This window comes from Sphaerisporangium album, assembly GCF_003323745.1.
Lineage (GTDB): Bacteria > Actinomycetota > Actinomycetes > Streptosporangiales > Streptosporangiaceae > Sphaerisporangium > Sphaerisporangium album.
This window is the reverse complement of record NZ_QOIL01000034.1, coordinates 26,818-39,477: the sequence shown is the minus strand read 5'-3', so window position 1 is coordinate 39,477 and position 12,660 is coordinate 26,818. Positions and strand designations below refer to the sequence as shown.

General features: G+C 70.9%; 15 protein-coding genes. All 15 read right to left on the bottom strand.

Translation table 11 applies throughout. From position 1 onward, the window contains the following. Nucleotides 1-77 precede the first annotated feature (77 nt). The 15 genes from DQ384_RS38220 to DQ384_RS38155 all read right to left on the bottom strand — a co-directional run bounded on the left by DQ384_RS38220 (nt 78) and on the right by DQ384_RS38155 (nt 12,364). Nucleotides 78-464 (bottom strand): hypothetical protein, encoded by a 387-nt coding sequence (locus DQ384_RS38220; protein WP_114033773.1) that lies wholly within the window; start codon nt 462-464, stop codon nt 78-80. A gap of 31 nt (nt 465-495) precedes the next feature. Beyond that, entirely contained in the window at nt 496-1,485 is a 990-nt protein-coding gene (locus DQ384_RS38215; protein WP_114033772.1) for a phage tail tube protein, read from the bottom strand. A gap of 2 nt (nt 1,486-1,487) precedes the next feature. Beyond that, a complete protein-coding gene (locus DQ384_RS38210) occupies nt 1,488-1,739 on the bottom strand; it encodes a hypothetical protein (RefSeq protein ID WP_114033771.1) in 252 nt (83 codons plus the stop codon). Nucleotides 1,740-1,748: 9 nt separating this feature from the next. Beyond that, nucleotides 1,749-2,279, bottom strand: coding sequence for a hypothetical protein (locus tag DQ384_RS38205; protein WP_114033770.1), 531 nt, complete (start codon nt 2,277-2,279; stop codon nt 1,749-1,751). After that, nucleotides 2,276-3,148, bottom strand: coding sequence for a hypothetical protein (locus DQ384_RS38200; RefSeq protein ID WP_114033769.1), 873 nt, complete (start codon nt 3,146-3,148; stop codon nt 2,276-2,278). The genes DQ384_RS38205 and DQ384_RS38200 overlap by 4 nt, the downstream gene beginning before the upstream one ends. Next, nucleotides 3,145-3,417 (bottom strand): hypothetical protein, encoded by a 273-nt coding sequence (locus DQ384_RS38195; RefSeq protein ID WP_114033768.1) that lies wholly within the window; start codon nt 3,415-3,417, stop codon nt 3,145-3,147. Before DQ384_RS38195 ends, DQ384_RS38200 begins: the two co-directional genes overlap by 4 nt. Before the next feature lie 3 nt (nt 3,418-3,420). Next, nucleotides 3,421-3,669 carry a SprT family zinc-dependent metalloprotease gene (locus DQ384_RS38190; RefSeq protein ID WP_114033767.1) on the bottom strand — a complete coding sequence of 83 codons (249 nt, stop codon included), beginning with the start codon at nt 3,667-3,669 and terminating at the stop codon, nt 3,421-3,423. After that, complete coding sequence (locus DQ384_RS38185; protein WP_114033766.1) at nt 3,666-3,890, bottom strand: hypothetical protein; 225 nt, start codon at nt 3,888-3,890, stop codon at nt 3,666-3,668. Before DQ384_RS38185 ends, DQ384_RS38190 begins: the two co-directional genes overlap by 4 nt. Nucleotides 3,891-3,892: 2 nt before the next feature. Then, entirely contained in the window at nt 3,893-4,231 is a 339-nt protein-coding gene (locus tag DQ384_RS38180; RefSeq protein WP_114033765.1) for a hypothetical protein, read from the bottom strand. Between the two features lie 91 nt (nt 4,232-4,322). Continuing rightward, nucleotides 4,323-5,993: a hypothetical protein gene (locus DQ384_RS38175; protein ID WP_147269056.1), complete on the bottom strand. Its 1,671-nt coding sequence runs from the start codon at nt 5,991-5,993 to the stop codon at nt 4,323-4,325. A 26-nt stretch (nt 5,994-6,019) separates the two neighbouring features. Next, nucleotides 6,020-7,456 (bottom strand): hypothetical protein, encoded by a 1,437-nt coding sequence (locus tag DQ384_RS38170; protein WP_114033763.1) that lies wholly within the window; start codon nt 7,454-7,456, stop codon nt 6,020-6,022. A gap of 256 nt (nt 7,457-7,712) precedes the next feature. After that, a complete protein-coding gene (locus DQ384_RS38165; protein ID WP_181871646.1) occupies nt 7,713-8,069 on the bottom strand; it encodes a phage minor head protein in 357 nt (118 codons plus the stop codon). Continuing rightward, the gene (locus DQ384_RS41870; protein ID WP_181871645.1) at nt 8,066-10,282 is read right to left on the bottom strand and encodes a phage portal family protein; all 2,217 of its coding nucleotides are present in this window, start codon (nt 10,280-10,282) and stop codon (nt 8,066-8,068) included. Before DQ384_RS41870 ends, DQ384_RS38165 begins: the two co-directional genes overlap by 4 nt. After that, on the bottom strand, nt 10,279-11,829 hold the full coding sequence (locus tag DQ384_RS38160; RefSeq protein WP_220183369.1) for a hypothetical protein: 1,551 nt from the start codon (nt 11,827-11,829) through the stop codon (nt 10,279-10,281). Before DQ384_RS38160 ends, DQ384_RS41870 begins: the two co-directional genes overlap by 4 nt. Continuing rightward, complete coding sequence (locus DQ384_RS38155; protein WP_220183368.1) at nt 11,789-12,364, bottom strand: hypothetical protein; 576 nt, start codon at nt 12,362-12,364, stop codon at nt 11,789-11,791. Before DQ384_RS38155 ends, DQ384_RS38160 begins: the two co-directional genes overlap by 41 nt. Nucleotides 12,365-12,660 lie beyond the last annotated feature (296 nt).

The window sequence follows — 12,660 nt, the reverse complement described above, 5'->3', positions numbered from 1 at the left end:
CGTGGCGGGGAGTTCGTCGACCTGGGCGGGGGTCCAGCCGTACCGGTCGGCGTACAGGGCGTAGTCGACGATCTCGGTCAGGTGCTCGCCGAGGTCGACGGGCTGCCCGGAGAGGTACCAGCGGATTCGCTGGAGGGTTTTGGGTCCGAGGCCGGGTCCTCGTGGATCAGCGCCATGTGCGGGGCGATCGCGGCGACCAGCGCCCGATACTGCGGGATCGTGATCTTGTCGAGGCTGCCCGGCTCTCCGGTGTCCGCGTCGCCGGGCAGGTCCTTGGGCAGCGGGAGCTCCAGGGACCAGGCGGTGATGACGCGCCGCAGCATCACGCAGTCCATCTCGTCCAGGAAGGCCGCCGACCTGGCACCGATCGGCACGGCCCGGTGGACGGCCTTGAGGTCGCCGGCGCGCAGGTCGGATGGTTCCAGGATCTCGGCCCACTGGTCGTCGGGCAGGGGTACGCGCATCGGGACTCCTCGAGTAACCGGGGGGCGGGGGTCAGTAGGTCGTGACGGCGTTGTTCAGCACGACCTTGGCCGGGGCCAGGCCGCCGCTCGCGCCGGCGTTGGTGGCGTTGGCGATGGCCTGGAACTCGACGTCATAGACGAAGATCGTCCCCTGGTTGATCTTCGTGGTGCGGTAGCCGACCTTCTGGAAGTCGAACTGCACCGACACCAGGCCGCCGAGCGTGCCGCCGTTGGACAGCAGGAACTGCAGCTGCGGCTGGGTGTTGGCCAGCAGATCCAGCAGCCGCTGCTCGGACTGCGCGATCTGCGTGAACTTCCCCGTCACGTCCAGCGCGCCGCGCGCGATCACGAACGGCGCCTGCGACCCGTCGGCGGTGTTGTACGGGGTGACCTCGCGCGACAGCGTCACCGAGAACTCGGTCACATCCGTCACCAGCGTGCCGGCCGACGCCGGGCCGCCGATGCCCACCGCACCCCGCCACGAGGGGATCGGCGGCACCGTGGACAGCGTGTTGGTCGGCGGCGCCCCAGGGACGACACTGGGCCAGCCGGTGGCCTTAGCCTCCCAGCTGCACAGCTGCTCGGCATTCCACGTGATCGTCAACTCGCTGACGCAGCTGTAGGGGTACTGGCGAGCCAGCCCGGTGGCCGGGATGCCCGTGGCGTCGGTGAGCGTGTGCGTCACCGGCTGCCCGTCACCGCTGTTGAGCAGCGAGAACGTGTGACTGTACGGCGCGCTGGCGCCGGTGACCGCGTACCCGCCGAGCACGTTGTGCAGCAGGTACCCCAGCGCGTCGCCGAACATCGGCCCGCCCAGGTCCCAGCTCGACATGATCGGCCCGGAGTACTGGCCGTACTGCTTGGACATCGACCCGCGCAGCGCCTGGTCGTCCAGCTGCGTCACGTCGTCGGAGGGGTCGAACTTGTCGACGGGGATGGTCAGCGCGGGCGCGACCGCCGTGCCGGGGGTGACCTCCTTGGCGATGCCGACCCATCGCCGCGCCCCTGCGAAGACGCCCACGGCTACTCCTTGCCCTTGTCGCTGGTGGTCGCCTTGACGCGCTCCCACGGCCCATCAGGCGGGACGGGAAGTTTCCGCACGGTCGGCTTGTCACCTTCCTTCTCGCCCGGCGTGACGGTCTCGGTGCCGTCGGCGGGCCGGATGTTGTACACCTGGCCCGGTTCGGCGAGCAGGGTGGTGACCTCGCCGTCCTCGCCGACCGCGAGATAGGCGGGGTAGGTCGCGGGCGTCTCGCCCGTGTATCGCCAGCTCACGGCGCTCTCCTATGCCTGGATGTAGACGTCGGCGTCGAACGTCAGCGACGCGTAGGTGCGGATGTGCTCGGTGCCCGGGCCATAGGCCGGCTGGCCCAGGAAGAACCGGATTCCGTTGGTGGACTCGCCGGCCTGCAGGACGACCTCGCCGAGCGTCCGGTCCCCGTGGATGAGAGCGGCGGCGGCCTCCAGGAGCTCGTCGAGGTCAGCCTGGGCCTGTTCGGCGGTGGGCGTGGTGGCCAGGTGGTACAGGTGCAGGCTCACCGAGTAGACGCGGGCCTTCCACCCGCCGGTCGCCCCGCCGATCGCGGTCCGCCGCTCCACCGCGTCCCCCAGGTGGACCACGCCGACCGTGCCCATCGCCCGGCCGGGCTCCAGGCCGGCGGTGTAGTCGGTGTCCGGCACCCGCTTGGCGAAGTAGGACCGCACGGTGGCCAGGCCGTAGGAGTGCAGCGGGCCGCCCCGGTAGAGCCGCTGGCCGGCATCGAACGGGCCGCCGAAGAACGTGGCGATGCCGTCGCGTACCTGCGCCCGGGTCACCGGACCCTCCGATGCGGCAGCAGCAGCCGGGCCGCCTCGCTGAGCAGGTCCCGGCGCCGGGTGCTGCCGTCGGCGCGCCGGGCGGCCGGCTCGTAGGGCGCCTCGGGGTAGTCGCCGCTGCCGGCGGTGGGCTCGCGCAGCAGCGAGGCGGCGGCGTGGCAGATGACGGCCTGGTGGGCGTCGGCGGGCAGCGCCGAGGTTCCCGCGCCCGCCGCGTGCCCGGCGCGCACCGGCCCGGCCAGTGCCACGGTCGTCGAGCCGGGGAGGTACCCGGGCGCCACGGTGACGGCCTCCTCGGCGCCCGGGTCCCAGATCCGCAGCACGTCCCCGGGGTAGATGCCGATCGGGTCGGCCACCGTGATGGAGGTCGCCGCCGCGGCGACATCGGCCGCCAGCGTGGTGGAGGCGTACCCGGCGACATATGACATTCGCAGGTGTACCTCGGCGCCGGCGCTGGGAGCCCCGAACTCCAGGAACCCGCCCCAGTTCCCCGCCACGGTGAGACCGCACACGATCTGCACGCCGTCCTCGACCCACAGCGCGGACAGGTCCGCGATCGCCGTCAGGCTGCCGGGAGTGGGACCGTAGGACAGGGCCGTGACCTGGCGCACCGGGGAGTGCTCGGCATGCACCGACAGGCGGCCTGCTCGGCCGATCTGGACGCGCATCTGCTCGGTGTGGGGGTGTGCGCCGAGCGGCTGATTCACCTGCCCGTCCGCCCACGAGCTCGCGCGCAGCAGCACGTTCACCAGCTCGGCGTCCTGGGCGGATTCGGCGCCGCCGGGCACGAGGTTCTGGGTGTCCAGCCACGTGGGCGACGCGCGGAACTCGGCGGCCGTGACGTACGGCTCGGTGAGCAGGAACGTCACTGGCTCTCGCCATCGGAGGCTGGCGCCTGCCGTCCGCCCCCGCCGGCGTCTTCCCGCGCGTCGCCGGGGGGCTCGCCCTGGGGTGCGTACCAGATGCCGTGCTCGCACCCGGCCGAGAAGACGCCCTCGCCGAAACCGGCCGGGAAATGCTCGGAACACGGCTGCTCGGCCATCGTGGCGAGCCCCGCAGGCTCTGCGGGCTCGGCAAGGTCGGCGGGCTCGGCCGCGGGCGCCGAGGCCCTGGTCTGCCCGCGCCTGGTCGGTGGCATGGCTCACTCCCTTTCGCACAGGCCGCCGCAGCGGCTGCAGGTTTTGATGAACGCCCCGAACCCGCAGGCCTGACACCGGTAGCCGGTGGAGCGGGACGTGGCGCCTGACAGCGACGGCAGGAACCCTCCCGCCGCCAGCAGGGCGCGACCGTCGCGCTCGGAGGTTTCGTAGATGCCGTCGCGCGCGGTGTAGCGGCGCCCGGACAGGCCATCGACCTGGACGCACGCCGCGGCGGGGGCGACGACCCTCACGAGGGTTTCCGGGCGTCCGCGGCGCGGATGAAGGATTCCCTGGCCTGCAACAGGGAGTGCAGGCCGGCGGCGAGGTGGTGACCGTCCGGCAGCGCCTTGATCATCTGCATGGCGAGGTCGTGGCACGGCTTGCCCACGGCCTGCTGGTGCGGCGGCAGGTGCCCGAAGCCGAACAACTCGGCGTAGTGCGCCGTCTCGGATGCGCGTCCGGACAGGTCCATGGTCAACCCCTCCGAGGCCAGAACGCGCGCTGCGGGACGGCGGGCGGCAGGTCGGGGAAACGCTCGCGCGCGGAGTCCTCGTCGGCGTACAGCGTCAGCGAGGTGAGCCAGTCGGACTGGTTGGTGTCGTACTGCACCCGGGCGTTGATCAGCCACGCGTCGCGGACCCCCGGCTCCTCCTTGAGGTCCTCCGGGTCAAGGCGGTCGACGCGCTCACCCCGGTTGTTGACCTTGATGGGCTCCCAGGCGCGGGTGACGATCCCGGCGGCGATGTCGCTGCCGTTGTTGCCGGCGGGATCGACCAGGACGTGGACCATGTCGCCGATGGTGGGCTGCTGCACTGTGGTTCCTTCGAGGTATGGGTGAGGCCCCGGGCTCAGGGGAGCGCTCGGGGCCTCACGACGACAGGAGGGGCTGCCTGGCGTGGCTCTGCTACGGCAGGACGCCGACGACCAGACCGGACCATCCAGGCGCGTAGTGCACCAGGGATCCGTACATGTAGGTCGAGGAGTCGTAGGTGTACTGGATAACCGGCCAGTCGATCGCCATGTAGTCCTGCACGTTGACGATCTCGGAGGTGTTCGACACCTCCGAGTCGGGCACCGGGAGGCTCCGGGAGCGGATCAGCACGCAGCCGAGCGGCATGTACGGATGCACCTGCAGGTCGACCATCTTGCCGGTGACCTGGTTGGCGATCGCGTTGACCACCGAGCCGATGGTCGCCCCGCCCGCGGCGTCGCTCTCGGTGAGCGCGATCCGGTACGCCGAGCTGGTGGCGGTCTTCTTCAGGTAGTCGCCCAGCACCTTCCTGATCTGCCCGTCGAGCCACACCTCGTCGGGGTCGGCCAGCCGCCGGTCGGCGTTGCCGATGGCGTTGGCCCCGTACATGCCGATGAACGCGGCCTGGAGGAACTCGTCCCCGGTGGTGGCGATGGAGGCGTTGTGCCGCTTGAAGTACCCCGACACCGCCGGGTCGGCCTGAACGGTGAGGAACCCGTCGTAGCCGTTGGCGTTGGCCGTGCCGTCGGAGACGGGCATGGCCGCGCCGCCCGTGACCGGGGTGGTCAGGACCGTGATCGTGTTCCCGGCGAAGCTGGTGACGAACGTCTCGGCCCCTGAGGCGGTGCCGACGTACAGGTTGTAGCCGAGCGCGCCGGTGGGTTCGGTGGCGACCGTCACGGTGAACTGGTTCGCCCCGCCGGACAGGGCGCCGGTGTTGACCTCGTTGGAGACCACCGACTCCCCGCCGCCGCCGCGCGCGGTGACCTTCACGTAGTAGGTGCCCGCCGCGACCGCGCCGCCGTTCGCCGAGGAGGTGATGGAGATGACCGGTGCCGAGATGGCGCCGGCGTAGCCGTTGCCGGAGGCGCCGCGGCCCAGCAGGATGCCGCGCTCCTCGGCGCCGAGCGTGGCCCACAGCAGCGCCGTCTGCGACAGGCTGCGGATGTCCTGGAACCCCTGGCCGGCGAACTGGGCCTTCCAGATCACGCTGTCGGACAGGCCCTGTTCGACATAGGCGACCGACTTCGAATCCGACGTGTAGGCGATCTTCGCGCCGCGGCGCAGGTTGACCGGCCCGAACGCCGTGCTGATCGACCCCGAATCCATGAACGCCATCTGGTCGGCCACGCCGCCGGTGCCGGAGTTGGACCAGCCGAGGATCCGCTTGAACTGGCGGGCCGTGCCCTGCCCCTTGCTGCGTGGCAGCGAGTTGCGCAGCGGCGTCGCCCGGGGCACCAGCAGCTTGGCCGGCGCCTCCAGGTCGTAGGGGACCAGGCCCGTGGAGTTGGGGTTGGTGAGCGTCCAGTCCTTGCCGATGTCCGCGGTGACCGCCTTGAGCGCGTCCAGCTCGCCCTGCACGGCGGCCAGGGCATCGGCCGACAGGCCCTTGGTGATCGCCTCCACGCGGGCGCCGACCAGCTCGGCCTGGCGGCCGGCGTCGGCGACGATGCCCACGCCGGGCATGAACACCTCGGCGCCGGACTGCGCCCGCGCATGCTGCGTCGACAGCGCGGACTTGTAGGTCTCGAACCGCTGCGCCACCTCGGCGCCGGAGGTGGCGTCGGAGAACATCTCCGACGGGGTGGGAACTGCGTAAGGCATGGTGATCTTCCTTTGCTGGCTGAAGGTCAGTTGCCGCCGTCGGCGGTCAGGCCGCGCTCGGCGTCGGCGGCGAGCTTGAGGTAGCCCGCCCGGGCCTGCGCGTCGGTGACCTGGCCGGCCTGCTGCCGGTAGTAGGCGGCCTTGTCGGCGGCCTCACCTCGCGCGGGGGTGGTGACGGCGGTCCGGGTGATGACCGGCCCGCCGGGAATCGGGGTCGCCTTGACCTTCGCCAGCTCCGCTTCGAGCGTCTTGGCGCGCTCCTCCAGCGGACGTGTGGCCTCTGCTACGGCGTCCCGCACGAGATCGGCGATCTCGCTCAGCTTGATGGTGTCCGGCACCGCGGCCTTGGTCCAGTCCTGCGGGACCAGATCGGCGGCCTCCAGCGCGCGGGCCCGGCTGATGATGTGCCTCCGCGCGGCGGCCGGGTCCTTGGCGCGGCCGACCGCCCCGATCGCGTTCTTCAGATCCTCGCGGGTCTTGATCGGGAACGACCCGTCGGGCAGGGCCTCCCCGCTGCCGGCCGCCTCATCGCGCTGGGTCTTGGAGTAGGCGCGCTTGACCAGCGCGCCGAGTTCGGCGACCTGCGAGGCCAGCCCTTCCAGCGTGGCGGCGCCCGGGACGCTCTCACCGGCCGGGCCCTTGGTCGTGTCGGCGCCTGCGGCCAGGGAGAGATACCCGGCCGTCTCGCTCATCGCCGTCGTACCCGTGCCCGCGCGCTCGCGCGCCAGGAAGACCTTCAGCGCCTCCACCGCCCGCAGCAGCAGACTGATGTCGTAGGTCTCGTCGTAGCACCCCGCGGCCAGCTCGGCCGCCTCGGCCTGAATCAGGCCCGCGATCAACGCAATGGCCTGAGCGGCGCCCTCGATGTCGGGCTGCTCGTCCACCGTGCCGTCGGCGGCGATCGCCTTGACCAAGCGCACCGCCCGGGCACGGTCGAACCCGTCCTGCTGGTCGTCCGAGCCCAAGATGGGGTGCCCGGCGGTGTCCACGGGGGCCAGGACCTCCTGCGCGCCGGCCGCCTTGGCGATCGCCATCGTCGCGGTCGGGTTGCACGGCCGGTCCACATAGGACACCTCGACGATCTCACCGCCGACGATGCGCCCGCCCGGGGCCTGCGCGTCCTTGACGACCTGCGCGTTCTTGATGCCCACGCTGTAGCCCTTCAAGGCACCGGCTTCGATCTTCTTCGCGGTGCCGTCGTCCACGACCTTGGACTTCAGCATCCAGTCGTCGCCCTCGGCGGCGAGTTCGATGCCGATGCCGGCCGCGATCGGCTGGTGCATTTCACGCAAATTGCCCCAAGTCATCCACTTGGGCATCGCGGACTTGAGCCACTTCGGGTCACAGATCTGCGCGTCGAGGTCGATGTCGGGCCCGGTGGCCTTGCCGTACACGATGAGGTCGCCGGCGGCATCCCGCTCGGCCTTCGTGACGGTCGCCGCGTAGGCGTGCGTGATGTCCATGCTTCTCCCCGGAAATTTGACATGAGAACTGCTTGAGCAGGGAAAACACCTCACCCTGCGATCCCTAACCTCTGACGTCGTGAGGGAGTACTGCGAAGGTCGTGGCCCACCCTGGCGACGTCGAATGCGTCAACTGCGCCGCCCTGCCAGCTCTGGCCTTGTTCGAGTGGTACGTCGATGACCAGGCATGCTGGGGGTTTGAACAGACGACACAGTGGCCGGTATGCGCAGCCTGCCTCGGGCCGATCTTGGTCCGTCACACCGGGATGACCTCCAGTACCGGCTGCGGCGCACATCGGCACCAGGGGTGCTGCGGCGGCGCGAACGCATCGCCTGGAAAGACCTGACCGATCCGCACCGGACCTGCCTCCTCGTTCTCCTGGCACACCGGGCAGACCCGCTCGTCGTAGGCGGTATCCCACTCCACGAACTCGATACCGGCATCTCGGTAGCGCTCCAGGGACGCGGTCGACACCACCCGCGCGATCTCGGTGGTCGCGATCATTTCGGCGCGGTCCGGCCGCCTCAGCATGCCGCGGATCTCGTCCGCGAGCCGGTCGGCCGACCAGCCCTCATCCACGGCCTGGGCGAGCTTGGCGGCCAGGTCGTTCATCCGGGTGGCCGCAACGCTGCGGATCGTCTCGATGCCGTCCCGGTCCAGCAGGTCCTGCAGTCCGCGGTGCCCGGAGTACAACCGCGCGGCCGCCTCGTGGTCGCCGGGCGTCCAGGCACCCAGTCCACGGGCGCGCTGGTGGCCGCAGCCTGCGCCGCGCGGATGCCCAGGTGCCATGCCTCGGGCCACAGCCGGCGCAGCACCCGCCCCAGGGCGTCGCGGATGCGCGACCAGATGCCGCGCGCGTCCAGCCAGGAGCGTGCGTCCCCTGGGTCGGCCGCCTTCTGGCCGCGCGCCGCGAGCCAGGCGCGGGCGAGCCGCTCGGCGTCGACCGCGTCGGCGAGAGCGTCGGCGATCAGTGGGGCGTAGTGCCGGGCCAGGGCCTGGTCATGCTCCCAGCCCGCCCACCGGGCTTTTGGGGCCGGGCTCGCCGCCTTCCAGGTGACGCGGTTGTCGTCGGCCAGGTCGGGCGCGAGCGTGAGCACGACGTCGCGCTCGGTGGTGAACTGGAAGCGCCGATCGGCGCCGACGTGCTTGCGGGCCCAGCGGCGGAACGTCGCCAGCTCGGCCTTGGCCGCATCGCTCGCTGGCGGCCGGTCCTGCGCTGGCCGGTCCTCACCTGGGGCGCCAGGGCGGGCGGTCTGGTCGTGTCCCCCGGCCGCGCGCTGCGCCTCCTGCGTGGCCAGCGCCCCTTCCAGGAAGACCAGGCCCGAGCTGGTGACGATGGCGGGCCGGTCGGCCTCGGGGATCGCGTACCGCGGCAGGCCCAGTTGATCCCTGCCTTCGTTGTAGGTGAGCCGGCCCGACTTCACCCGCGCTTCCACGATCTTGTCGGCCGTTTCCTCATCCTGGTCCTCCAGGCCGAGGAAACGGAACTCCAGCTCGCGCGGCATGCCGAGGAAGCGGCGGGAGATGCCCGTGAGCAGCGCCTCCAGCCATCGGGCCGTGGGTAGCACGCCCTGGCGGTGCTGAACGGCCTCCTGGCCCTCGCTCCACCCCGAGCTGCCGAGCCCCTTGGCCTCGGAGAACCCGAGCTCGGGCAGAGGAACCCCGAAATGCGAGGCGACCAGCTTGATCAGGTGCAGGTCGTAGTCGGGCTTGTACCTCTCGCCCTGGTCGGCCGAGTCGTCCGGCTGAAGGCCCGGGGGCAGGAACCTCCACCGCGCCCGGTTACTGGAGACATCGTCGTTGAAGGCGCGCTCGTACTCGCGCAGCTGATCCGGCGACCAGTGCACGGTCCCGCTGTTGACCATGAACGATTCGCGCTGCACGCCCGGGGTGTACTCATCCCGCATCCACGCCAGCCGCTTGAGGTAGATGTCCATGTCGATCAGCGCCTGCTCGACCGGGCTGTAGCCGTACGGGGTCCAGGTGCGGACGTTGTACCGCTCGTAGACGAGCTGGTCAGCCGCCAGACCTTGCACGGTGCCGTCGTCGGCGACGGCCGCGGTGAACTCTCCGCGGGGGAAGCCCTTGACGATCTGCTGGTAGGCCGGGTGGGGAGGAAGCGGGCGGCCGCCGCGCTCGGTGAGCAGCGGCTTGATGGTCGAGCCGTCGATCAACTCGTAGGAGAACAACTCTCCGCCGTAGGTCATGCGCGGGTAGATCGCCACGGCGTCGAGCACCAGGTGCTCCTCCAAGAGCGCGCTTAGCCAGGCGGCGAAGCCGAGCCCGTTGCCCCGGTCAGGCTCCTTCCAGAACTCCACCAGCCGGGCGACATCCCCCGCGAAGCGATCACGTAGCCTGCTGTCGGCGTCGGCTCGGCTGGTGCCCTCGGCCTGCGCAGCCTCTACGGCGTCCTGGCTGATGGTGATGTCCCACCCGAGGTCGATGATGCCCCGTTTGCGAACCTGGATGCACTGCCGGATCACCGGCGCGTCCGCCGCGCTGCGCAGGATGGCCCATGGCACCAGGCGTTGCCCGCCGGGTTGCAGGTTCCAGCTGACGGGGTAGTCCCACAGCCGAGGTTCGGGCCGGCCGGTGTCGGTGCGCGGCCGGTTTATCGCCTCAGGGATCAGGGGCGTCCCCGGGCCGAACGGCGCGGCGAACCACCCCTCGGGTCGCGGCATCGGCGTGACGGCGGCGGCCTCCGCAGGGGGCCGTTGGGTGAGCGCGGCGACGACCTCCGACAGCGGCACCATGTGCGCCTGGGGAGGCGGGGCGGCCTTCTCCACATCGTCCGGGGGGACACGGCGGCGCCACCAGGCCATCACGACCCCCTCCTGAGCAGGTGCTCCATGTAGTCGGTTACAGCGTCGGCCGGGCAGAAGAACGCCAGCAGCAGCGCGTCGGCGTTGTCGGGTGACCGGCCGAGGCGCTCGATGATGTCGTCCTTCTTCTCGACCAGGACCCGGCCCTTGGGGTCCAGGCTCCATTGCGGTTCCAGCAGCTGGGCCACGGTGTCGTCAGCGTTGTCCATGGTGGACAGGTCCCACTCGCGGGCCTCAGACAGCTCGCGGCCGATGCACCACCAGATCTCGGCGCGCAGGTTCGCGAAGCGGGCCGGGTCGCGCGGGGCCTCGCTGACGTTCACGGCGGAGATCCGCGCGGTATGCAGGCCGCGGGCGGCCATGTTGCGCAGTTCGCCGACGACGCCGAACCCGACCCCGTTGGAGTCGATCTTGACCGAGGTGGCGCCGGTCTCCCGGATGGCCTGCAGGACCATCGGCGCGATGACCTCGGGCCGGTCGGTGTGCTCGCGCCACTCGCGGCCGGCGACCTGGCCGCGGCGCTCACGGATCACGGTCTCGTCTCGCCCGCCCCCGACGTCCACGCCGAGCTCCACCGGCAGCAGCTCCACCGGCGCGTACGGCTTGTCCAGGTCGATGCGGCAGGCGGCGACGTCGGAGGTGCGCACGACCTGCCACTGGCTGTCCTCGCTGAACTCTCCGAGCACCTTCGAGCGATAAAGGGGGTTGTCCTCGCCCCATTCCCGCCGTTTCTCTTCGACCCACTCGCGGCTCACCAAGGCCTTGCCGACCTTCGGCGGGACGGCCTCCCCAGTCAGATTCGGGCTGTCGAACGCGCTGATGCCGATCACATGCCAGCCCGAGCCCGGCAGGCACACCCGCTTGAAGTGGCTCGCCGGGTTGTCCGGATTTCCGATCGCGAAGATGCGGCACTCGGGCCCGGTGGCCAGGGCGTCGGCCGCGATCCACAGCTGCTCGGGGATGCCGCACGCTTCGTCGATGATCACTAAGACGAATTCCGCGTGGATGCCCTGAAACGCGGACTCGTCGTGGTCGGCTGGCTTCCGGCCGTACGCGACGAGCTCGTCGTCGATCAGCCACTCGACTTGGTTGACCTTGCCCGGCAGTCGCGCCGCCTTGTGGATCCGCCGGATGTACCGCCAGAGGATTGCCCGCACCTGGGGGAAGGTCGGGGCGGTGGTGACGACGAACGCGGTCCCGGGCTCGTGGGTGTCCAACCACCACGCCGCCACCAGGGAGGCGGTGTGCGACTTCCCGACGCCGTGCCCGCTGCGCACCGCCACCCGCCGGTGGTCGCGGACCGCAAGCAGAATCTCCTGCTGCTTGCTCCAGACGATCTGCTTGAGCCGCCGGATCACCCAGGCGATCGGGTCGCGGACGTACTTGCGGGCCCGCTCGGCGACCCGCTTGCGATCGACCGCGCTGGTGAGCAGTCGCTGCGCCGCGCGCAGGCGCCGGGTGTCTCCGGCGCGCACCAGCTCGTCGATGCCGGCCTGGATGCGTTCCAGGTCAGCCGGTCTCGTCGGGCTCCTCTTCGTCGGCGTCGTCATCGTCGTCCTCGCCGGTGAGAGCGGAGATCAGGCCGCGGATGTCGTCGCCGAGGTTCTGCGCGTCGATGCTGACCCGCTGCGGGGAGTCCAAGCCCAGCAGACGGGCCCGCCGTTCCTGGATCCGCAGCATGCGGTCGATCGCCGCGAGCACCGGGGCGTCGTCGACCAAGGGCGCGCCCTGGTCGTCATCCACGGCGGCTTCGCCGTCGTCGTCGATGTACGGCTCGCCGAGGCGCACGATCTTGCCGTGTGACACCACGTAATGCGTGTTCTCCATCACCGCCAGGGCGGCGCGGTACAGCTCGTCTAAGCGGAGGACTTCGAGCTGGCGAACCTCCTCGGCCGGCTCCCTGACCGTGTCGGCCAGGGCGCGCTGCACGGCGTCGTACGCGCGGCCCTTGCCGGACATCTTGAGCTCGACGGCGATCTGTTCGTAGGTGTAGCCGCGTGCGCGTAGACGGCATGCCTCGGCGTCGCGTTTGGCCGTCCTGGGGTCGCGGTGGTAACGGCCGTCCCCACCTCGCACCTCGGACATGGCGATCCCCGCCCTCCCGACGGAGCGGGCGGCGGGGTCGCCGTCCCGCCGCCCTTCCCTCTTCCCCATCTCCCTGGCCGTCCCGAGGGGCCAGGAAGTCCGTGACATGCGAAGGCCCGGACAGGCGGGCCCAGCACCCTGTCCGAAGCGTGGACGGGTGCTGCTGGGTGTTTCTGACGAGCAGGAGACAGCCCGCGTCGCGGCTGCGGGCACCGGCCAGCGCTACGGCCCTTCAGCTCCGCTGGCACGCCCTTCCCTGTGCGTCCCCCGCTGTGGAAATTCTCCAGGCTCCAGAA